Source organism: Brevibacillus sp. FSL K6-0770 (genome assembly GCF_038000275.1).
GTDB classification, from domain to species: Bacteria; Bacillota; Bacilli; order Brevibacillales; family Brevibacillaceae; genus Brevibacillus; species Brevibacillus parabrevis.
Genome location: NZ_JBBOBQ010000001.1, coordinates 97,533 through 118,604, shown reverse-complemented (window position 1 = coordinate 118,604; position 21,072 = coordinate 97,533). Strand labels below are relative to the sequence as shown.

Annotated in this window: 20 protein-coding genes; 1 reads left to right on the top strand and 19 read right to left on the bottom strand. The window is 51.1% G+C overall.

Annotation, left to right across the window (positions count from 1 at the left end):
• Window positions 1-2: 2 nt before the first annotated feature.
• From mazG to glmU, 10 genes are all read right to left on the bottom strand, one after another.
• Window positions 3-1,490: a nucleoside triphosphate pyrophosphohydrolase gene (mazG, locus tag NST23_RS00715; RefSeq protein WP_340962964.1), complete on the bottom strand. Its 1,488-nt coding sequence runs from the start codon at window positions 1,488-1,490 to the stop codon at window positions 3-5.
• 33 nt (window positions 1,491-1,523) lie between these two features.
• Window positions 1,524-3,158: a putative polysaccharide biosynthesis protein gene (locus tag NST23_RS00710; protein ID WP_122966025.1), complete on the bottom strand. Its 1,635-nt coding sequence runs from the start codon at window positions 3,156-3,158 to the stop codon at window positions 1,524-1,526.
• Between the two features lie 157 nt (window positions 3,159-3,315).
• Window positions 3,316-3,858, bottom strand: coding sequence for a stage V sporulation protein T (spoVT, locus tag NST23_RS00705; RefSeq protein WP_092274966.1), 543 nt, complete (start codon window positions 3,856-3,858; stop codon window positions 3,316-3,318).
• 237 nt (window positions 3,859-4,095) lie between these two features.
• Window positions 4,096-5,172, bottom strand: coding sequence for a peptidylprolyl isomerase (locus NST23_RS00700; RefSeq protein ID WP_122966026.1), 1,077 nt, complete (start codon window positions 5,170-5,172; stop codon window positions 4,096-4,098).
• A 33-nt stretch (window positions 5,173-5,205) separates the two neighbouring features.
• The gene (gene mfd / locus NST23_RS00695; protein ID WP_122966027.1) at window positions 5,206-8,754 is read right to left on the bottom strand and encodes a transcription-repair coupling factor; all 3,549 of its coding nucleotides are present in this window, start codon (window positions 8,752-8,754) and stop codon (window positions 5,206-5,208) included.
• Window positions 8,755-8,905: 151 nt separating this feature from the next.
• Window positions 8,906-9,136 (bottom strand): anti-sigma-F factor Fin, encoded by a 231-nt coding sequence (locus tag NST23_RS00690; RefSeq protein WP_007726431.1) that lies wholly within the window; start codon window positions 9,134-9,136, stop codon window positions 8,906-8,908.
• A gap of 94 nt (window positions 9,137-9,230) precedes the next feature.
• Entirely contained in the window at window positions 9,231-9,800 is a 570-nt protein-coding gene (pth, locus tag NST23_RS00685; protein ID WP_063230327.1) for an aminoacyl-tRNA hydrolase, read from the bottom strand.
• 111 nt (window positions 9,801-9,911) lie between these two features.
• Window positions 9,912-10,514, bottom strand: coding sequence for a 50S ribosomal protein L25 (locus tag NST23_RS00680; RefSeq protein WP_063230326.1), 603 nt, complete (start codon window positions 10,512-10,514; stop codon window positions 9,912-9,914).
• 93 nt (window positions 10,515-10,607) lie between these two features.
• Window positions 10,608-11,558: a ribose-phosphate diphosphokinase gene (locus NST23_RS00675; RefSeq protein ID WP_063230325.1), complete on the bottom strand. Its 951-nt coding sequence runs from the start codon at window positions 11,556-11,558 to the stop codon at window positions 10,608-10,610.
• A gap of 22 nt (window positions 11,559-11,580) precedes the next feature.
• Entirely contained in the window at window positions 11,581-12,966 is a 1,386-nt protein-coding gene (glmU, locus tag NST23_RS00670) for a bifunctional UDP-N-acetylglucosamine diphosphorylase/glucosamine-1-phosphate N-acetyltransferase GlmU (protein WP_122966028.1), read from the bottom strand.
• A 195-nt stretch (window positions 12,967-13,161) separates the two neighbouring features.
• On the opposite strand from glmU, the gene NST23_RS00665 reads away from it, so the two are divergent.
• Window positions 13,162-14,172 carry a CobW family GTP-binding protein gene (locus tag NST23_RS00665; RefSeq protein WP_173598012.1) on the top strand — a complete coding sequence of 337 codons (1,011 nt, stop codon included), beginning with the start codon at window positions 13,162-13,164 and terminating at the stop codon, window positions 14,170-14,172.
• Between the two features lie 57 nt (window positions 14,173-14,229).
• Here the strand turns inward: NST23_RS00665 and spoVG are convergent, their stop codons facing one another.
• The 9 genes from spoVG to NST23_RS00620 all read right to left on the bottom strand — a co-directional run bounded on the left by spoVG (window position 14,230) and on the right by NST23_RS00620 (window position 20,709).
• Window positions 14,230-14,517: a septation regulator SpoVG gene (spoVG, locus tag NST23_RS00660; protein WP_005828662.1), complete on the bottom strand. Its 288-nt coding sequence runs from the start codon at window positions 14,515-14,517 to the stop codon at window positions 14,230-14,232.
• A 219-nt stretch (window positions 14,518-14,736) separates the two neighbouring features.
• The gene (locus NST23_RS00655; RefSeq protein WP_063230322.1) at window positions 14,737-15,120 is read right to left on the bottom strand and encodes a RidA family protein; all 384 of its coding nucleotides are present in this window, start codon (window positions 15,118-15,120) and stop codon (window positions 14,737-14,739) included.
• 6 nt (window positions 15,121-15,126) lie between these two features.
• A complete protein-coding gene (purR, locus tag NST23_RS00650; RefSeq protein WP_063230321.1) occupies window positions 15,127-15,960 on the bottom strand; it encodes a pur operon repressor in 834 nt (277 codons plus the stop codon).
• 55 nt (window positions 15,961-16,015) lie between these two features.
• Window positions 16,016-16,894, bottom strand: coding sequence for a 4-(cytidine 5'-diphospho)-2-C-methyl-D-erythritol kinase (gene ispE, locus NST23_RS00645; protein WP_063230320.1), 879 nt, complete (start codon window positions 16,892-16,894; stop codon window positions 16,016-16,018).
• A gap of 233 nt (window positions 16,895-17,127) precedes the next feature.
• Window positions 17,128-17,307 carry a small, acid-soluble spore protein, alpha/beta type gene (locus tag NST23_RS00640; protein ID WP_063230319.1) on the bottom strand — a complete coding sequence of 60 codons (180 nt, stop codon included), beginning with the start codon at window positions 17,305-17,307 and terminating at the stop codon, window positions 17,128-17,130.
• Between the two features lie 119 nt (window positions 17,308-17,426).
• The gene (veg, locus tag NST23_RS00635; protein WP_122966031.1) at window positions 17,427-17,699 is read right to left on the bottom strand and encodes a biofilm formation stimulator Veg; all 273 of its coding nucleotides are present in this window, start codon (window positions 17,697-17,699) and stop codon (window positions 17,427-17,429) included.
• Between the two features lie 290 nt (window positions 17,700-17,989).
• Window positions 17,990-18,886, bottom strand: coding sequence for a 16S rRNA (adenine(1518)-N(6)/adenine(1519)-N(6))-dimethyltransferase RsmA (gene rsmA, locus NST23_RS00630; RefSeq protein WP_242773324.1), 897 nt, complete (start codon window positions 18,884-18,886; stop codon window positions 17,990-17,992).
• A 3-nt stretch (window positions 18,887-18,889) separates the two neighbouring features.
• The gene (gene rnmV, locus NST23_RS00625; RefSeq protein ID WP_340962963.1) at window positions 18,890-19,438 is read right to left on the bottom strand and encodes a ribonuclease M5; all 549 of its coding nucleotides are present in this window, start codon (window positions 19,436-19,438) and stop codon (window positions 18,890-18,892) included.
• A 176-nt stretch (window positions 19,439-19,614) separates the two neighbouring features.
• Window positions 19,615-20,709 carry a 3D domain-containing protein gene (locus tag NST23_RS00620; RefSeq protein ID WP_173598011.1) on the bottom strand — a complete coding sequence of 365 codons (1,095 nt, stop codon included), beginning with the start codon at window positions 20,707-20,709 and terminating at the stop codon, window positions 19,615-19,617.
• Window positions 20,710-21,072 lie beyond the last annotated feature (363 nt).

Here is a 21,072-nt window from a genome sequence, read left to right as displayed (position 1 = left end):
CCTTACTCTCTCCCTTTTGTCTGGTGTTTGGCTTCCTCCCACCATTTGTCCATTTCCTGCAAATCGGTTTGTTCAAAGGTGCGGCCAGCCTCGTGCAGCTTCCCTTCGATATAGGAAAAACGCTTTTTGAACTTGTTGTTTGTCAGTGCCAGCGCTTCTTCCGGATCAATTTTGAGGAAACGAGCCAGATTGACCACGGCAAAGAGCAAATCGCCCAACTCGCCAGCGCGCTCTTCTGCGGACGCTTCCCGCAGCTCGTTGTATTCCTCTTCTACCTTTTTGTACACATCTGCAATATCGTCCCAGTCAAAGCCGACTTCCGCTGCTTTTTTCTGAAGCTTGTAAGCGTACATCAGTGCTGGCAGATCGCGCGGAATACCGGAAAGTTTGGACGCGGCGGCCACGTCGATTCCTTTTGCCGCTTTTTCCTGTGCCTTGATTTCTTGCCAGTTCGCGAGCGCTTCCTCTGAATCATTGGCACTCTTTTCTCCGAATACGTGCGGATGACGGCGCACCAGCTTCTCATTCAAAGTCGCAACCACATCGTCGACGGTAAAATATCCATCTTCCGCTGCGATTTGCGAATGCAGCATGATCTGCATCAACAAATCACCCAGCTCCTCGCACATCGCATCCGGGTCTTCGTCATCAATCGTTTCCAGTACCTCGTACGTTTCTTCGATCAAATTTTTGCGAATGCTTTGATGCGTCTGCTCGCGATCCCACGGGCAGCCATCCGGACTGCGCAAAATGGCGACGATCTCTTTTAAATAAGAAAACTGACGGTATGATACGGTGTCGTCTGTAGTTGGCGGCACGTACACCAAAGACAAATTGCCGAAATGCTCGACCCGGTCCAGCTCGTACAGCGGAACGCTCTCGATCCGCTCTTGGCCCGCTACGCCGACAGCTGTAGCCACCGTTACCACGTAATCATCCGGCAACACTTCCATCAAGGTCAGCTTCACATCCGATGCGACGAAAGCATCGTATACTTGCGCGATAATCGTGTGCAGCCCTGGCGACACTTGATGCGCCGAGAGAGCCGTCCCGTCGAGCAAGGAAAAGCCCTCGATCGGGTCGATGTGCAGTCTTGCGAAAAGGGGGTCGATAAAGCTTTGCCCGCCGCCGATCTCAATCTGCACGCCGCGATTCGGGCCTTCTTCAAGCAACAACTGAACCGTGCGTTCCGCCACCAAAGGATGGCCAGGAACGGCGTACACGATATGACCTGCTTCCTGCACTTTGCCCAACAGCCGTTCGACGATGTTTGCGTACACCTCGGCGAAGCCGTCGTGCTGCTCGTACACTTCGTCAAAAGAGGTCAGGGCGACGCCTTCGCTTGCCAACTGCGCGACAACCGGATGCTCTTTCGTTCTCAAGTACAGCTGGTCAGCCTGTTTGAGTGTCCGATAAATCCCATACGGAAGCTGATCGAGGTCACCTGCGCCCAGCCCCACTACCGTAATCGTATTTTTGTTCTTATCCAATCGTTTCGCCTCCACTCGACTACCTCATGCCTTTTATTTGGGGAGAAGCTGGAACCGTGTCAACAGCGCAGCAATTCGTTTTCCTTTTGGCAGGAAATGAATGTCGTTTCTCGTAAGCCCGCCTGTTTTCAAAAGCGCCAGCACATACACTACTGCCCCTGCACCAACGGCAAGCAGTCCAACCAGCGTCTGGAACAGTCGTTCAGACATGCCTGCCTTCCCGAGCAAGGCCGTTGCTCCCCATTCCACAATCAGGACAACCACTGACATGACGATGACAGACAAAAACGGCTTTTTGACTGTTTGGCGCAATCCAATCTGCGCCCCTGTATATTTTTTCACAGCGAGCACGTTCAACCCCATCGCTACGAGATAGGCAATGACCGTAGACAGTGCCGCGCCGGAAATCCCCCAAAGAGGGACGAGCGCAAGGTTTAATATGAGTTTGACGAGCACACCGATAAACAAGTTGCGCGCAGGCCGCATGACGCGCCCCAACCCTTGCAAAATTCCCGCGCTGGCAATGCTCAATGTGGCAAAAATAATCGTGAAGGATTGAACCGCAAGCGCTTCGGTTCCGTTTTTATCGCCGTACAGCATGACGTTGATCGGCTCGGCAAGCAGGGCCAACCCAAACGATGCCGGGAGTCCCAGCAAGAATGTCAGGCGAATGGCGATTTCGGAACGGTTCGCAATCATTTGATGCTGACGCTGGGCGACTGCTTCGCTGATCGCAGGCACAAGCGCCAAAGACAGCGAGGTGGCAAAAAATGTACCGAACTGAATGAGCGGTTGCCCGCGGTCAAATGCCCCTTTTGCCAGTTTGGCCAAATCTTCCGGGGTCCCGCTGATTTGCAGCATGTTCACGACGGTAACAGAATCGACAAGCGGGACGAGCGGCAAAACAAGCGCCCCCATGCAAATCGGAACCGCATACATCAACAGGCTGCGCAGCACCTGACGGTTGGTCCAGGCGCTCACTCCTGCTTGCTGAGTCCTTTCCGGAATCAGTTGGGCGCCCTGCTTGTCTCTTCTCCAGTACCAAAGCAAGACGAGGATGGCGGCAATACCGCCGGGAAATGCGGCAAACACCGCTCCCGTACCAGCAAGATAAGCATCCTGGTAAACGTTCATCGCCCAGAAAGCGGCGACCAAAATGAAAATAACGCGAATCAACTGCTCAATAACTTGTGATACTCCTGTTGGCATCATGTTTTGATGTCCTTGAAAATACCCGCGCAAGATCGCTGCCATCGGCACGAGCGGCAGGGACCAGGCAACAGCACGCAGCGGAGTCGTCAAATGCTCATCCCCCATGAACCGGGCAATGACTGGTGCTCCTGTGTACAACAGCATAAAGAAAAACAAGCCGAGCACGACCAGCGCAATACTGGCAACACGGAACGCTCTTCGCGCTCCCAGCGTATCGCCGATTGCGACGCGCTCCGAGACGATCTTGGAGATGGCGATAGGAAAGCCTGCCGTCGCCAGGATCAACAACGTGGTATACAGCGGGTATACTTGCATATATACGTACAAGCCGATATCTCCGGCAATGTTTTGGTATGGAATGCGGTATACTGCGCCAAGCAGCTTGGAGACAAGACCGGCAACCCCTAATATTGCGGCGCCTTTCACAAATTGAACAGATGCCTTTTCTTGAGCCATGTGCGTGAAATTTCTCCTCTCCAACCAGAAACTTCGTCCATTATACCACAAGCAAATCGGCGAGAAAAAATCTGCCAAGCCCTGAACGCAACAGGATCAGCTGATTTTTTTACGACAAAAAAACAGCCTCTTTTGTCCGAGGCTGTTTTTGTTCTTGCTATTGTTCCATTTGCTTTGCCAGGAAACCGGCCGCTGTTTCCGACATCTTCATCTCCAAATCACTCATCTTCGTCGATTCATTTTTGTTGAGCAGGATGACAGAGCCGATCGGGTCCCCTCCCGCTACAATCGGAGCGACGACAAAGGAACCGTACGTTTCACTCATGTCGCGGCAAATTTCATAAGAACCGGCGTTTTTCTCCAGTCGCGTCTTGCGTTCCTCCAAACATTTCTCCACAATGCTGCCAATCGCTTTTTCCAGATATTCTTTTTTCGATGCGCCAGCGACAGCGATCACACTGTCACGGTCTGAGATTAATACCGTATGATTCATGCTTTCGTACAGGGAGTCAGCGTATTCTTTTGCAAAATCACCCAGTTCTCCAATCGGTGAATACTTTTTGAGAATGACTTCTCCGTCACGATCCACAAAAATCTCAAGCGGGTCGCCTTCACGAATGCGCAGTGTACGACGAATCTCCTTAGGAATCACGACCCGACCGAGGTCGTCAATTCGACGAACGATACCAGTTGCTTTCATGTCATGTTGCCTCGCTTTCCCTGAGAAGTGGGTAGTGAATAAATGGTGGTTGGTTACTTGTATTTTTTCCTCAAATTCTAATTTTAACTATGGGTGCTTGCATCAATTTTTACCAATTGCTTTGTTACTCTCCCCCGGGTGGTAGCGAGTGATAATAGTATTTGCCCACGCTTCAAGAATATGCGAGAAAACGAAAAAACAGGGAAACGGATTCCCTGTTTTTGATCAGACGACTTATTATTTTGGAGCGGCCTCGTTTTTGGATGCAGGCACGTTGTATTTCGTGATCAGCTTGTCCAGCTCGTTTTTGCCAAAAGCGTCATAGCCAGACTCCAGCGCACCTGCGCGAAGCTGCTCCTTCATTTCGTCGAAGGTTTTTTCTTTGCGGTTTTCCACTTTAATGATGTGGTAGCCAAAGCTTGTTTTCACTGGCGGGCCTACTTCGCCCACTTTTTGTGTAATCGCTGCGTCCTTGAACTCAGGCACCCATTGGCTTACGTCGGCATCTGCGTACAGACCGCCGTTTTCCTTGCTTCCAGGGTCATCGGTAAACTCCTTCGCCAGCTTGGCGAAGTCCTCACCTTTTTTCAGACGCGCTTCGAGGTCGTTGGCGATTTTCAATGCTTCCTCAGGCTTGCGCTGTTCTGTCGAAATCAGGATGTGGCGTACGGATGCAACGGTGCGCGATGCCTTATCCATTTTGTCAAATTCTTGCTTCAGCGTATTGTCGCTGATGTTCTTTTTCAGAACGGTAATCGATTCGTTGATGAGCGCCATTTGGTTGGTTACCATTTCTTTGGTGACCCCTTGGCCTTCCATCAGCTTTGTGAACTTGGCTTCATCCTTGCCCAGGAAGCCCATGTACTGACCCTTGATTTTTTCAAAGGTTTTATCCGCCAAGTCCTTGGCTTCTTTTTTCATGGCATCGTCTGAGCGACTGGCCAAAATTTTCGTCGCCGTGTACTCGCGTGCAAAAGCTTTCAGCGCTTGATTGTCGGCAGCCTCGATCATCGTGCCTTGTTGCGGGTTCATGAAGTTGATTACGCGCAGGAACTCTTCGAACTCCTGACCTGTAATCGTTCCACCCTGATACTCAACAACCACAGCCTTCGCATCTGCTGTATATGGCAGAGTCAGCTTAGGAAATTGTGTCAAAGGATCGTTGGCATCAGTCGCTTGGTTTCCTTGTTTATTACCGTCTGTCTGACTGGATGGATTTTGGTTTTGCTGAGCATTTTCTTCTGCCTTGCCGCAGCCCGTCATGAGCGCCACGACCAAAACAGCAGAAGACAAGATCGCTACAGAACGTTTCATAGAAATCTCCCTTCCTGGCAAGTCCTCTGCCCATTAGGACACAGGACTCTCCGTACCGGTGTCTTTACGCACCTGGTGAAATTGACGAAGCAGCTTCTCGATCAGCTGTACACCTTCGTCTTCCCTTAACCCCTTTACTTTAACAGTAATCGTGATCTGTTGTCCACCTGAGAGCCCCAACCTCCGGCTCCAGTTGCTGGCAAGCGCAAACAGCGCACCGCCATCAATGTTGTTGTTTTGGCTAGGATGGAGAACGAGCTTGATTTCATCCGGATTTTTTTGGCTGATCTCGGTGATGTGGTGTTGCAGCGCATAGACACGCAAACGGGAAATGGTCAGGAGATTGTCAACCGGCTGCGGAACAGGGCCGAAACGGTCCAACAATTCCTCTGCCAGATCGTCGACATCCTCCAGCGTGGATACCGCCACAAACTTTTTGTACATCTCGATCTTTTGCCGGCTGTCGGTAATGTACATAGACGGGATGTAAGCATCGAGCTGGAGATTGATTTCCACGGGCGTAACCGCTTCCTGCTTGACCTCTCCCTTCAACTCGTCAATCGCTTCCTTGAGCATCTGGCTGTACAGGTCGAAACCGACTGTATTGATAAACCCGTGCTGCTCGGCACCGAGCAAATTCCCGGCCCCCCGGATCGACAAGTCGCGCATGGCGATCTTGAAGCCGGAGCCGAGTTCCGTAAATTCCTTGATCGCCTGAAGCCGTTTTTCTGCGACTTCTGTCAGCACCTTGTCCCGTTGGTATGTGAAGTAAGCATAAGCAATCCGGTTCGAACGTCCAACCCTTCCGCGAAGCTGATACAGTTGGGACAGGCCCATTTTGTCGGCATTGTGGATGATCAGCGTGTTCACGTTCGGGATGTCCACCCCGGTCTCAATGATCGTCGTGCTGACCAACACGTCAAAATTCCCTTCCAAAAAGTCGAGGATGACGCCTTCCAGCTCGCTCTCGTTCATCTGGCCGTGCGCTACCGCGATCCGTGCATCAGGCACGAGCATGGATATTTGTTCAGCCATCTGCTCAATGCCTTGCACCTGATTGTAGAGGAAAAATACTTGGCCGTCGCGCGCCATCTCGCGCTCAATCGCTTCTCTCACCAGCGCAGGACTGTATTCCATTACATACGTCTGCACAGGGAAACGGTTTTCTGGCGGTGTCTCGATGACAGACAAGTCGCGCACACCCAGCATCGACATGTGCAGCGTCCGCGGGATTGGCGTCGCGGTCAACGTGATAACATCGACATTTGTCTTGATTTGCTTCAGCTTTTCTTTGTGACTCACACCGAAACGCTGCTCCTCGTCGACGATGAGCAGTCCGAGTTCGCGAAACGTCAAGTCTTTGGACAGCAAACGATGCGTTCCGATGACGACATCGACAGTGCCTTCTTTCAGTCCTTTTAACGTAGCGTTTTGTTCCTTGCGCGAGCGAAAACGGCTCAACACCTCAACCCTGATCGGGTAGTCGGCAAAACGCTCACGAAACGTCTCGTAATGCTGCTGCGCCAAAATCGTCGTCGGAACGAGAACAGCCACCTGTTTGCCGTCCATGACAGCCTTGAACGCTGCGCGAATCGCCACTTCTGTTTTTCCGTAACCCACGTCTCCGCAAACGAGGCGATCCATCGGGCGTCTGCGCTCCATATCGCTTTTGACCTCAGCGATTGCCCGCAACTGGTCGGGAGTCTCCTGATACGGGAACATCGACTCAAAATCGCGCTGCTCGGTTGTATCTGAGGAAAAGGCGTGACCGACCGCTGCTTCGCGCGCAGCGTACAGCTTGATCAAATCCTCGGCAATGTCTTTGACGGAAGACTGAACTTTATTTTTGACCCGCTTCCATTCGCTTCCGCCCAAGCTGTAGATTTTCGGCTGGGCTTCTTCGCTCGCCACGTACTTTTGCACATGGTCGATTTGATCGATCGGCACAAACAGGCTGTCGCCTGCTGCGTATTGAATGTGAAGGTAATCTTTATGAATTCCGAGTATTTCCTTGGTTTCAATTCCAAGGTACTTCCCAATCCCGTGATTGATGTGCACCACAAAATCGCCGGGCTTTAGCTCCAAGTAATTTTTGATCCGCTCCGCATTGTTCATCGTCTGCTGAACTTTGCGCGCTTTACGCTGCTTGGCGGTAAATACTTCGCCCTCCGTAATAACGACCAGCTTGTTCAGAGGCAGCTCGAAGCCTGTCTGGAGGTTCCCCAAGATGATCGTAGGACGCCCTGGTGGCACCACCTCAACCGCTTCGGTCAACACATCTGCTTCCATCTCATAATCGTGCAGGACGCGCTCCAGACGTTTGGCACGCTCCAGATCGGCCGCGACAAAAACGATCTGGTCCTGAGACTTTTTCCAGCGGGCCAGCTCTGTTTTCAGCACATTCATCTGTCCGTGGAAGTTCTGCATAGTGCGACAGGTCAGGTTGACGATGTTTTGCGGCTGGGTCTTGGGAGATTGTCGGAGGAACAAAGACAGGTGGACAATCTGCCGCTTCTTGTGGGAAACGATGTCTTCATAAGTGCGGGACAGGCTCAGGTTAGCCATGTACTCGCCCTGAATGATTCGTCCGGTCAGCCACTCTGCTTCTTCTTTTTGCAGCTGTGCTGCCGTATCCAAAACGCGGGAAGGCTCATCCATGATCAAGAGGGTTTCAGACGGCATGTAGGAGATCAGCGTGTCCTGTGACGGATAAATGACGGAAACGTACGAGTACAGCTGAGCAAAACGCTGCCCTTGTTTCATACGCTCGACATCCGAACCAATCCGCTCGACCACTTTTTCCTTGGCGGCGCCATCTTTCAGCTTGGCAACGGTTTCACCGAGCTTCTGCTCTAAGCGAACAGCCGCTTCCATCAGCAAAGGCGTAGAGGCGATCATTTCTTTTGCCGGGCCCAAAATGTAGGTTTGCACCGATTCAAGCGAGCGCTGGGAAAGCATGTCGAACGTACGGATCGAGTCAATCTCCACATCGAACAGCTCGATGCGCACAGGCCACTCGGAATCAATCGGGTACAGGTCGATAATTCCGCCGCGAACGCTCAGTTCGCCTTTTCGCTCGACCATATCGACGCGCTCGTAACCAAGCTCGATACAGCGGGACAAAAACGATTCGATATCCAGCTCGTCACCGACAGACAGCGTAATCTGCGCCTCTTTCCACACTTCGGGAGGCACAACCAGGCGGCGCAATCCGGCGAATGGCGCAACCAAAAAACCCGTAAAGCCTTGGGCCAGACGGTTGAATACATGAATGCGCTGCGCCAGCATCTCGGGACTGGCGATGGCAAGCTCAGAGCCAATCAGCTCGTTTCCCGGATAAAGCAGCACTTGATCAGAAGGAACCAGCTCAATAAGATCCTCGTATACTTTTTGTGCTTGGTACATGTTATGCGTGACGACACAAACCGGACGCCCGGTCATCTGTTTCAGTGCCGCCATCAGTGTCTGTCGGGCTGAGCCTGCTAGACCGGAGACAAGCTGCTCATGCAGACCTTTCTCCAAACCAGCCACAATTGTCCCGACGTTCGAGTCTTGTTTCATCGGGTTAATGATGACTTGCATTCACTAATCCCCTCTCTAATTCTTCTGTCATCTACAGCCAGAGCATGACTGGTCAAGCGATTTGCCCGCGGGTCGACCATGCGAAAAGAAGCCTTAGCTCCCCAAGCTAAGGCCTTGTCAGTGCAAGCCTTCCTAACGAGTATCCACTTATTTATTGAAGTGGGTTTCCAACTAGCGAAAGCTCTGGATGCTGAATCAGCGCTTCACGGCAGTAGTCGCACGTGATGCTGACGACCGTATCTCCACTTTGTTCTCTCGATATTATAAGAGCACGCTCCTCCGGGGTCAAGGAATCAAACCCGAGCTGCGCTTCTGTCACTTGCGATTCGTCAAATTCCGCGATTTTCATGCCGCAGCAACGACACGTATAGCGAATGCTCATGCATATGCCACCCCCATACCTTTCATATCGCTTAGTATGGTCGGTTGGGTGGAAAATCATACTAGCGGCAAGCCTGACTCCTGTGTGCTGCCGCTTATTTTTGCAGGCTGTTAAACTGGTTCATCACTTTAATAAAAGGCTCTCTCGTCCACATCGCCGCTGCATCAGCAGCATGCTCCACAGCTTCCTGAATCAGCGTTCTCTCCGCAGCAGGGAACGATTGCAGCACGTAGTCGCTCACGCTGCGCCCTGGCTCTGGACGGCTGATCCCGACCTTGATGCGTTTAAATTCCTGGGTTCCCAAATGTTGAATCATCGACTTGATGCCGTTGTGACCACCAGCACTGCCTTTTTCACGCAGACGAAGCTGTCCGGTCGGCAAGTCGAGATCGTCAAAAATGACAACCAGATCATCCGGAATCAGCTTGTAAAATTTCAAGATTTCTGCGACTGACTCACCGGACAGATTCATGTACGTCTGCGGTTTGACAAGCAGCACCTTTTCGCCTTCCACCCGGCCTTCGCCGACAAGAGCGCGAAACTTGTTTTGCGTAACGGGAATGCCCCATTTGTCGCTAATCTTATCTATGGCCATGAATCCGGCATTATGTCTGGTGTCTTCATATTTTTTACCTGGATTGCCCAATCCAATGATTACTTTCACGTTCATTCCCTCCTACTCTCTCCCCATTGTACTAGAATGACATCGGTAACAAAAGAAAAAGGGCCCGCAGTCATCAACTCGGCCCCTTCTTTCCATCATTCGACTTTTTTCTTATTCAGCCGCAGCCTTCTCTGCTACGGCTTCCGCCTCTTGCTCCGCTTCGATCGACTCTTCCGACTTGGCCTTCACTGGCAGGACACTGATCAGCACTTCTGTAGGGTCAACCAGCAGCTCTACTCCCGCCGGAACTTCCAGGTCGGCTGCCAAAACAACGTCTCCAATCTGGAAGCCGTCCACGTTCACCAGGAACGATCCCGGAATATTGCTTGGCAAGCAGTTGACCTCTACGTTATGGCGCACAAGCGTCGCTACTCCCAATTCAGGATCTCCCGTCATGAGGACAGGTACCGACGTCTGCATTTTTTCGTTCATATTGATTTTCTTGAAATCGGCATGCAAAATGTTGCCCTGCAAAGGATGGCGTTGCAATTCGTTTACCATCACATCATGGGTAGTTCCATCCACATCCAACCGGAACGGCTTGTTTGTCGTCTGGTGACGCAAGGCCGCATCCAGCTCCCGTCCATTGATTTGAATCGACTGACTGCTTACATCGCTTCCGTACACGACACCAGGCACCCAGCCTTCACGCCGCAGCACCTTTACGGAATTGCCTGTTGTTTGGTTGCGCACTTGAGCCTTTATCGCTTCCACAAAAAAACCTCCTCGGACCCTAGCTAGTAAAAGTTTCCTCACTAGCTTGTCCAAAGGAGGTTTATTTCAATCCCCTAAAAGGGGATGCTTGCCTTAATCGAACAGCTTGCTGACAGACAGTTCTTCGTGTACGCGAATGATCGCTTCGCCAATGATCGGCGCTACGGACAGAACGGTGATTTTGTCGATAATTTGCTCTTGGGTCAGCGGGATCGAATTGGTTACGATCAACTCTTTGATCTTCGAGTTGGCGATACGCTCGATTGCTGGACCGGACAGAACAGGGTGTGTGCAGCATGCGTAAACTTCGCGGGCACCAGCTTCTACCAATGCATTGGCAGCCAGGGTGATTGTTCCCGCTGTATCAATGATATCGTCAATAATGATGGCAGTCTTGCCTTCGATATTACCGACGATGTTCATGACTTCCGCTACGTTTGGCTCTGGGCGGCGCTTGTCGATAATGGCGATTGGCGCTTCCAGACGCTCAGCCAGCTTGCGGGCACGAGTTACGCCGCCATGGTCAGGCGATACGACGACGATGTCCTTCAAGCCTTTTTCGGAGAAGTGTTTGCCCAAAATCGGCACACCGAGCAGATGGTCCACAGGAATGTCGAAGAATCCCTGGATTTGTGTTGCGTGCAGATCCATGGTAATTACACGTTGCGCTCCTGCGGTTTCAATCAGGTTGGCAACCAGTTTTGCTGTGATCGGATCACGTGCGCGCGCCTTGCGATCTTGTCTGGCATATCCGTAGTAAGGAATAACAACGTTGATGCTTTTTGCAGATGCGCGTTTCAGTGCATCGACCATTACCAAAAGCTCCATCAAATGCTCATTAACGGGAGCAGACGTTGGCTGAATAACAAATACGTCACAACCGCGAACGCTTTCATTCAATTTAATTTGGCATTCGCCGTCACTAAAGCGCACAGCTTGTGCATTTCCGAGCGGTACACCAATGTGTTCAGCGATTTCTTTTGCCAATTCAGGGTTTGCGTTGCACGTAAATACCTTCAGTTTGGGGTCGCGGTAATTAGCCATGATCTTCTCTTAGAACCTCCCGTTATGATTGCTTTTTGCCCTTGCGAGGCATTTTGTTAGCGTAATCTGGTTTATTCACTTGACGCTCACGTGCGATCGCAAGCGCATTGTCAGGCACATCCTGAGTGATGGTCGATCCTGCTGCAACATACGCATTTTGTCCAACGGTAACGGGAGCCACCAGATTGCTGTTGCAACCGATGAACGCTCCGTCCTGGACGATTGTCTTATGCTTGACTGCCCCGTCGTAATTGACGGTTATCGTACCACAGCCGATGTTCACGCCATCGCCAATTTCCGCGTCACCTACATAGCTGAGGTGAGGTACTTTGCTTCCGTCGCCGATCTTTGTATTTTTCAATTCGACGAAATCACCGATCTTCGCTTTGCGGCCAATTTGCGAGCCTGGACGAATGTAGGCGAATGGCCCGACTGCCGACTCTGCTTCCACACTTGACTCTACCATGACCGAATAGGAAATGGTGACGCCGGAACCAACCTGCACATCGGTCAAGTCAGCCTGTGGCCCAATGACGCAATCCGTGCCAATGGTTGTCCGTCCGCGCAAAAATGTACCCGGTTGAATAACCGTATCGGCCCCGATGACGACATCTGCCTCGATATACGTAGAAGCCGGATCAATGATGGTAACACCATTGCGCATATGACCGTTGGCAATCCGCTTCCGCATATACGCTTCCGCTTCAGACAGCTGCACACGATCATTGACGCCCATCGTTTCCTCAGGGTCAACCGCTTCGTAAGCCACTACCTTTTCGCCCGCTTCCCGCAAAATGCCGACAACGTCTGTTACATAGTATTCGCCTTGCGCGTTGTCATTTTTCACTTCCGCCAAGGCTTTCCATAATTTGCGATTGTCATAACAGTATATGCCCGTGTTAATTTCCTGGACCGCCCGTTCCGCTTCTGTGGCGTCCTTATGTTCCACGATTCGCAATACTTCGCCCGCCTCGTTGCGCACGATGCGCCCGTAGCCTGTCGGATCGGGGAGCACGGCGGTCAATACAGTTGCAGCCGCTTGCTGCTCTTCGTGATAGGTCAGCAAGGCGGACAACGTCTGTTCAGACAAGAGGGGAACGTCTCCGTACAAAAGAAACGTAGTGCCTTCTTTATCCTGTAAAAACGGCGCTGCCTGCGAAACGGCATGCGCCGTTCCCAATTGTTCTTCTTGCAGTGCGTAAGTAACGCCCTCGCCTAGTTTGGCGCGGACCACGTCAGCACCATGACCTACGACGACAACGATGTCCTCAACCTGCATAGAAACCATCGTATCCACAACATGCTGAACCATTGGTTTCCCACATACAGGATGCAGAACCTTGTACAGCTTCGATTTCATCCGCGTACCCTGACCAGCGGCCAGAACCACGGCATGGATCTTAGACATGTCAACCCTCCATCGTAGAAGTTCCACAATGACTATATCTTAATCATATGTGGATTTCAAGACAATCGATGCAGGATTATCGCCGTTTCCCTGACATTGCCTGAAAGTTGTTCATCTAACAGACAACATTTAATAATCTGACAAAAAGTGATATATTGATGGGCGAAAGAGGTTATATAAAGGAGGCAGGAAGGAATGCCAGCGAATGTCTACTTGCTGACCGGATACTTGGGCAGCGGAAAAACGACCTTATTGCAAAAATGGCTGACTCATCTACGCGTCCAGAACGAAAACGTAGTCGTCCTGATGAATGAAATGGGCGAGGAAGATATTGACGGCGAACAGCTGCAAGGCTTTGGCTTCCCCGTAAAAAAGCTGCTGGACGGTTGCATTTGCTGCTCGATCAAAGGGGAACTGACAGAAGGCTTGCGGGATATTTTGAACTCCCTGCAACCCGATCGCATTTTGATAGAAACAACAGGAGTCGCCGACCCGATCGATGTCATCGATACGCTTACCCATCCCGAGCTTTACGATCGCATCGAGCTGAAAGGGACGATCAGCGTCGTGGATGCTTCCCGCTTTTTGGATCTCAATTCGCGCTTCGCCTCCACAGCGGCTCTCGTGAAGACCATCCGCAATCAGGTCAAATACGCCGACCTCATCCTGCTCAACAAAACAGATATGGCGAGCGCAGAACTGGTGGAGCGCGTCAAGCAGAAGCTCGCGGAGCTAAACCCGAAAGCGCCGATTCACCAAGCGGTGCAGGCGAACATCGATCTCTCCCGGCTTCAGGCTGTGAAACGAGTCGAGCATGTGAGAGAACCCGATTCTGCCTCCCCTGCTCCCGTCCAAACAACGATCGGCCGCATGTCCACGATGGACAGGCTGAAACAATCGCTCGGCCTGAAAACGAGCACACCTTCGCTTTACAACAGCATCGATACGTTTTCCTACACTTTTACTGGGCCGGTAGACGAGAAAAAATTCGAGGATTTTTTGTATGATCTGCCCAAAAACGTGTATCGGGCAAAGGGGTATGTGCTCTTTCATGGAAAAAAAGAACTGATTTCGTTCCAGCACACGGACAATCAAGTGCTGTTCTTTCCATTCGAGAACTTCGGACCGAAACTGGTCGCTGTTTTTATCGGGGAAGGAATGGATCAACAGGAAATTACAAGAAAATTATCCAAATGTTACGGGTAATCAGACGCCGAAGCACCCTGCCAGAAATGACAGGGTGCTTTTGTATTGGGTGCTATTTTACGCACCCGCTTCGATCGTGCTTTCTTCTTCTTGACCTACGCGTTCATACTCGGTCAAAACAGCAGCTTGGATCTTTTCACGGGTAGTCGAAGAAATCGGATGGGCGATATCGCGAAATTCTCCGTCTGGTGTGCGCTTGCTCGGCATTGCAACGAACATGCCGTTGTTTCCGTCAATGACACGGATATCATGAACCACAAATTCATGGTCAATTGTAATGGATGCAATCGCTTTCATCCTACCATCCGTATTCACTCGGCGCAGTCTTACGTCTGTAACTTCCATCTAGTTCACTCCCTTTATCTATGAAACGCGTTTAGGAGTATTTCCACCCTCTGGGTAAATATTCCTGCTGATGTTATGCAATTTTTAAAAAAATATATAAATATGTTCATAACATCAACTCTTTACACGGCACATTTTTACTATCCATGTTATAAACAACGCAAAAACAGCCTAACGCACCGAGCATCAGGCTGTGTCGAATTTCCAATTATTCTATTCTTACGCTTCGATATAGGCAACGATCTCGATCTCTACTTTTACATCGCGCGGCAGGCGTGCCACTTCAACGGTAGAGCGAGCAGGCTTGTGATCGCCAAAATATTGGCCATACACTTCGTTCAATTGCGCAAAGTCATTCATGTCCTTGATGAATACGGTCGCCTTCACTACATGCGAGAGGTTTCCTCCTGCTTCTGCCAGAACAGCCTGGATGTTGGAGAACACCTGATGGGTTTGCTCCACAACGTCGCCTTCTACCAGCGTGCCGTCCGCACGCAGCGCGATTTGGCCGGATGCAAACAGAAACGGACCTACTTTTGCAGCCTGGCTGTACGGGCCGATAGCTGCTGGAGCCTTGTCAGTTGAAACAAAAGAGATTGCCATTTTGATCTACTCCCCTCTATTTTCAAAAAAACTGCCTAGCTCAATTTCAATCTGCTTGCCCTTGAAGTCGACATCTTGCAGTTTGGCAAGAGACACATACTCATCAACCAATCGCTCGGATACATCTGCTGTCGTTTCGACCAGCACGCCGCAACCAACAACAGTCGCGCGGAACTCTTGAAGCAGATCGATCATGCCGCGCAGCGTGCCGCCAGCCTTCATGAAGTCGTCCACGATCAGGACGCGGGACTGCTCGGCCAAGCCGCGGCGAGCGAGAGACATCGTCTGAATCCGCTTACTGGAACCGGATACGTAATTGATGCTTACCACAGAACCTTCCGTCACCTTGTTGTCGCGACGCACAATGACGACAGGCACATTCAAAAACATGGCCGTCGCGTATGCGAGAGGGATTCCTTTTGTCTCCACTGTCATGACCACATCGACGTTTTTGTCAGCGTAAGCAGTGGCAAAAAGCTTGCCGATCTTCGCCATAGTCGCCGGGTTGCCGAGAATGTCGGACATGTACAGGTATCCACCTGGCAAAAGTCTTTCCGGATTGGCCAATTGCTCGATCAGTTCGCGCATGAAGTGAAGGGCCTCTTCCGTTTTTACCTGGGGAATATACTTCACTCCGCCTGCCGCACCCGCCACCGTCTTGAGCTGCCCTACACCCTGGACCTCAAACGCTTCCTTGATGATCGACAAGTCTTCACTGATGGATGATTTCGCTGCGCCGTATTGTTCCGCAAACAGAGTGAGAGGAGTCAGCGTATGGGGATGGGCAAGCAAGTGCTGCGTCATGTCAACCAGACGCGCACTTCTGCGCAATTTCTTCATGGCTCTTCCTCCAAAACCGAATATTATGCTGCTAATGTATCATTTTTATACGTGTTCATGCAAGTATTTCCCCATCTTGGGAGCCTAACATTCGGACAACAAACACATCTTTGACAAAACCTCTGAGTGCATTGTAAATCCTATGTACTTTCGCTTCCTTTTGCACGAGGGCAAACACCGTAGGACCGCTGCCGGACATCAAGACACCGTCCGCTCCGGACGCGATCATCAGCTCCTTGATTTGCCGCACTTGCGGATAAAGGGAGAGCGTGACGTTTTCCAACACATTTCCGAGCGACTGGCACATTAATGAAAAGTCTTGCTCTGAGATAGCTTGAAGCATCTGCCTGGTGTCAGGATGATTGTCGATTTTGTCGACACGCAAGTTCCCGTACACATCAGGAGTGGACACACCGATCGGCGGCTTGGCCAAAATCACCCAGCAAGGGGCCGGCGTTCCCAAATGCGTGATTTGCTCCCCGCGCCCTTTTGCCAGCGCAGTTCCGCCATAGACGCAAAAAGGGACGTCAGAACCGATTTCTGCGCCAATCTCCGCCAGTTCATCCAAGCTCAATCCGAGATTCCACAGCTGGTTCAAACCGCGCAACGTCGCCGCGGCATCACTGCTGCCGCCAGCAAGTCCGGCCGCAACCGGGATTTGTTTGTCTATATACAACCGTACGCCCTGGCGCACCTGATAGCGTTCTTTTAAGAGCACTGCCGCTTTATAAGCATGATTGCGGATATCATCCGGTACGAAGCTGGCAGAGCAGTCCAGCGTAATCTCACCATCTTCGCGCAGAGTCAAGTCTACACGATCTGCCAAGTCGACGGTAGTCATCACCATTTCCACTTCGTGATAACCGTCCGGCCGTTTGGCAAGCACATCGAGAGTCAGATTGATTTTGGCCGGAGCTTTGACCGAGATACGCACGTTGTTCACCTCTGCCTACTATACTAAATTTCCTAGTCTCTTATTGTAGCATAGCCAATCTCTCCCCTGCCAGTTGATACCCCAAAAAGAATAGGATCGAGATCATTGCGGTTATTTCGAAAATTCAGCAGTGTTTTTCGGCATGAAAAAAGCCGGGAGGTCCCGGCCTTGTCAACGAGTTTGTATGATTGTATTCCTGAGATGGGATGTGTCCGCTCGCGTCCTGCCAGCGCTTATGACCGTCTGGCAGCCAGTGCTTCCTCGGCAAGCTGTACAGCTCGCTTCACCATGTTTCCCGCGTCACGCGTCGTGATGCCTCCCCAGCCCTCCGCCTTTACCGTATCGTAAAAGCCAAGCTCCTTGGCGAGTTCCATCTTGAACTGCTCTGACATCATTCCTCGTCTGCGACCCATAGCATCCTCCCTTCCCGTTGACAGGTATAGTGTGCTCCAAGTCCAGCTTTTTCATCTTCGCGCCCAAATATTTACAACCTTTTGATAGCAAAAATAAAACAGTAGAACCCAAAAGGGCTCTACTGTTGTACAAATGTGATGCGGATGTGCTCGTTATCGCGGCACACCGTCAACTCTACTGTTTCCGTCAAGATGTCGGCATAGCTGTAGGAGACCCGCTCAAAGAGTTGATCGTCGTCAAGCTTTACCACAAACACAGATGGGTATGTTTCTTCGAGGATGCCACTTCGTTCGACGGTTTTACGGCGACCTCCATTGGCCTTCAGAAGGATGCGTTCACCAATGTGCCCGTCTAAACTGCGTTTAATGTCAAGTAACGCGTTTCTTGCCATTGTTCCATCCACCTCGCTTACATCTATTATAACAGCTCAATTATATTTTGTCAAAGAAATAAAAAATTATAGCAACCCTGTAGATATTTTGTCAACGGGGTTTTTTTCAGCAAATTAGCAGATATTTGTCACCTGCTCTCCAACAGTATGTCCACAATGCGCAAAAACCTTGCTACAGCAAGGCTTTCCGATAATAGCCCGGCCTTTTTTTCCGCATTTTTCTTGCATTCATCGACAAAAAACCCCCGTCTTTGGCTTTTTCCGTCCAAAAACGAGGGTAAAAGTTTGTCTTATTGCCCAATCAGGCCGCGCCGCAAGCCTTCGTTGGCTAGGCGGGCGAACTCCTCGATACTGAGGGTTTCGCCGCGGCGGGTCGGTTCAATCCCGATGTCAGAAAGCATCTGTATTACTTCATCCTTCTGTGTTTTTAGAAACAGACCGTTCATCAGGTTGTTCAACAAAGTTTTGCGCCGTTGGGCGAACGAGCAGCGCACCACCCGGAAAAACACATCCTGGTCGTCCACTTCAACTGGCGGACGCTCCCTGACTTTGAGCCTGATGACGGCAGAATCGACGTTAGGACGAGGAATAAACACGCTGGCTGGAACGATCATCGCGACTTCTGTTTCCGCATAGAACTGCGCCGCGACAGAAAGAGAGCCGTAGTCTTTCGTGCCTGGCTTGGCAGCAATTCTCTCAGCCACTTCTTTTTGAATCATGACCACGATGTTCTCCAGAGGCAGTCTCTCTTCCAGCAGCTTCATCAAAATCGGCGTCGTCACATAGTAAGGCAGATTGGCTACGACGCTCAGCTTCTCGACCCCAGCCAGCTTCTCTGTAATGAGGGAACGCAAATCAAGCTCCAGCACGTCGCCATGCACGACCTCGATATTGTCGTAGGGCGACAGCGTGTCCTGCAAAATGGGCAAAAGCCGCTGGTCGATTTCAATCGCCATGACCTTCCCTGCTGCTCGTCCCAATTGTTCGGTCAAAGCGCCAATCCCCGGGCCGATTTCAATCGCGCCTTTTTCCTTCGTCAGATCAGCTTCGTCCACGATATTGTGCAAAATGTTGGTGTCTACGAGGAAATTTTGGCCCAAACTCTTCTTGAAGGAGAAGCCGTACTTCTCCAGGATTTCTTTTGTTCGCGTAGGTGTGGCAATATCCTTGCCTGCTGCTTGCGTCATTGCTTACTCCCTCTCTTTATCGATGGCTTCTACAGCCGCTTTAAATTCCGCGCGAGTGATTTGAAAAGCATTCAGCCGTTGCAGCATTTGCTTGGCGTTGGCGTAACCGATCCCCAAAGCTTCCCCAAGCTTGATTCTCCGCTCCTTGGCATCGCTTCCCGACATGAGTCCATTTTCCAGCAAATCATCGGAGGTAATCTCTCCGGCTGTTTCCGCCATCTCTGTCCGGACTTCCGACAGCGCGCGAACAATCACTTCCGGTGTAGCGTTCTCCACCCCGATGTCGCCTTTTTTCATACCGTCCTCCTGCGTAATGAAGGCGTGCTTGCAGCCCGGTACGGAACGACTGATGATCTTGCGAATGCGCTCCCCCTGGTAATCGGGGTCTGTAAAAATAATGACGCCGCGCTTCTGCTGCGCCAGCCGGATTTTTTCTATCGTTCTGGCATGGATGGCGGAACCACCCGTTTCAATCGTGTCAGCGTTCACTGCACGCTTGATGGCAGCGGTGTCGTCTCTCCCCTCCACAACGATGACCTCTTTTATTTTCATGACGTACTCCTACTTTCGTACAATGTCGCTTTTGCTAGTAGTGTTCCAAAAAAATCAGGCAAAAAGCCTGGAAATGCCGAAACGAATCCTCGCCTGAAACCGTCTAACTATCAAACAGCTTATCATGTCTATTCGCAAAACGCCAAAGACAAAGACAGGAGCGGTCTGCTCCTGTCCTATGGTTTCTGCGGCCCGATTATATAGACGGTTTTGTTGCGCTTGCGACCAAATTGAACGGCTTCTGGCTCTGTGCTCACAAACACGTCAATTTTTCCGCCGCGCATGGCGCCGCCTGTGTCTTCTGCCCGGCGATACCCTACGCCCTCAATATACACCCACCAGCCATATGGAATGACTTTTGGGTCTACTGCGATCGTGTGGCCTGCCTTTGCTTTGACCCCTGTCGCCGTACGTCCATAGCCTGGCGAGCTAGGATGCTTGCCTCCCCCTGAAGGAGAATAGGCAGTCAAAGTAACCCCGCTCAGCACTTTTTTCGGCCTGAATACTTTCCCACCACGCGAGATCATTCCCGCTGAAGCGACCAAGACCCTTTGCGATGGATCGTTGTTTTGCAGCGAAGGAGCTGCTGTTCCGACGGCCACCACTTGGTCCTTCTTTGGCACAAGCACATCTCTTGTCACCAGTTCACGGGAGACCTCCTTTCCGTCTTCCATGACCAGCTTGTAGTGTGCAATTGCCTTACCCTCTTGCCCGTTTTGCAGTACACGGGACTTACCCTTGGTTAATGCCGGATCGTTCTTGCGTATTTCCTGAAAAGCAACCCGTTCCTCGACTTTGACTGTCTGCTCGACTACGCGCTTGATTGTAATCGAAGCGTCCTTCGTCAGCGAGGCGGTCAGGGCCGGCTCTACCCGGTCCTTTTCACCCAGCGCAATGCCGCTGTCCTTCAACACGCCAGCAACATCCCGACTAAGTGTCTGTATCGTTTTAGTCTGCCCGTCAACCTGGACCGGAATGGACCAGGCTGTATGTAAAGTGATCAATGCTCCGTCTGATAGCTTCGTCTCAGGTGTTGGTTGAAGGGAATCCTTTTCCGTTACCGTAATGTTTCGCTCGGTCAAGAACTGCTGTACGGTACTAGCTTTGGTAGCTACCGTCTGGCTTTCTCCGTCCAACGAAAAAGTGACCTGTTTTGGCTGGGTAGCCTGGGCAGAGAAATAGCCAACCATGGGAACGAGCACAAGAGCAAGGATGCCGAAAACGACAAGCCCCGAATGCTTATACTTTTCCCATATCGCGCGTAACTCCATTTCCCACACTCCTTTTCCTAGAAAAGCACGAGGCTTCTCCTGTCTAGCCAGGTAAGGGTCGATGTAATTGCACCAATATTCTGGAAGTGGTCTGTACTTAACAAGGTCGGCTTTGATTGTAAGTTACTTTTTTCCCTTTGTCAAATTTACCCTCCCCTGGCCGAAGCGATAATGCTAACAGACTAGCAAAAATCAGATGGCGAATGGTAGCAGATTTCTGTCGAGAAGCTTTGTCGGATGGACAATAATCGTTCGACACATTGTTCAAGGTATGCGTCGCAAAAAACGAGTAGAACAACAGATCGCAGCACAAAAAAACGGGAAATCACGTGATATGGCGTGATCTCCCGTTTTGGCTTGCTG

Coding starts and splice junctions, on each gene's coding strand:
- glmU (WP_122966028.1), bottom strand. CDS start 12,966: ATGTCTAAGATCCATGCCGTGGTTCTGGCCGCTGGTCAGGGTACGCGG.
- spoVT (WP_092274966.1), bottom strand. CDS start 3,858: ATGAAAGCAACTGGTATCGTTCGTCGAATTGACGACCTCGGTCGGGTC.
- NST23_RS00675 (WP_063230325.1), bottom strand. CDS start 11,558: ATGGCTAATTACCGCGACCCCAAACTGAAGGTATTTACGTGCAACGCA.
- NST23_RS00710 (WP_122966025.1), bottom strand. CDS start 3,158: ATGGCTCAAGAAAAGGCATCTGTTCAATTTGTGAAAGGCGCCGCAATA.
- mfd (WP_122966027.1), bottom strand. CDS start 8,754: ATGCAAGTCATCATTAACCCGATGAAACAAGACTCGAACGTCGGGACA.
- NST23_RS00655 (WP_063230322.1), bottom strand. CDS start 15,120: ATGGCAATCTCTTTTGTTTCAACTGACAAGGCTCCAGCAGCTATCGGC.
- spoVG (WP_005828662.1), bottom strand. CDS start 14,517: ATGGAAGTTACAGACGTAAGACTGCGCCGAGTGAATACGGATGGTAGG.
- NST23_RS00690 (WP_007726431.1), bottom strand. CDS start 9,136: ATGAGCATTCGCTATACGTGTCGTTGCTGCGGCATGAAAATCGCGGAA.
- NST23_RS00640 (WP_063230319.1), bottom strand. CDS start 17,307: ATGGGTCGCAGACGAGGAATGATGTCAGAGCAGTTCAAGATGGAACTC.
- NST23_RS00700 (WP_122966026.1), bottom strand. CDS start 5,172: ATGAAACGTTCTGTAGCGATCTTGTCTTCTGCTGTTTTGGTCGTGGCG.
- NST23_RS00665 (WP_173598012.1), top strand. CDS start 13,162: ATGCCAGCGAATGTCTACTTGCTGACCGGATACTTGGGCAGCGGAAAA.
- purR (WP_063230321.1), bottom strand. CDS start 15,960: ATGAAGAAATTGCGCAGAAGTGCGCGTCTGGTTGACATGACGCAGCAC.
- veg (WP_122966031.1), bottom strand. CDS start 17,699: ATGGCAAGAAACGCGTTACTTGACATTAAACGCAGTTTAGACGGGCAC.
- rsmA (WP_242773324.1), bottom strand. CDS start 18,886: ATGACGCAAGCAGCAGGCAAGGATATTGCCACACCTACGCGAACAAAA.
- NST23_RS00620 (WP_173598011.1), bottom strand. CDS start 20,709: ATGGAGTTACGCGCGATATGGGAAAAGTATAAGCATTCGGGGCTTGTC.
- rnmV (WP_340962963.1), bottom strand. CDS start 19,438: ATGAAAATAAAAGAGGTCATCGTTGTGGAGGGGAGAGACGACACCGCT.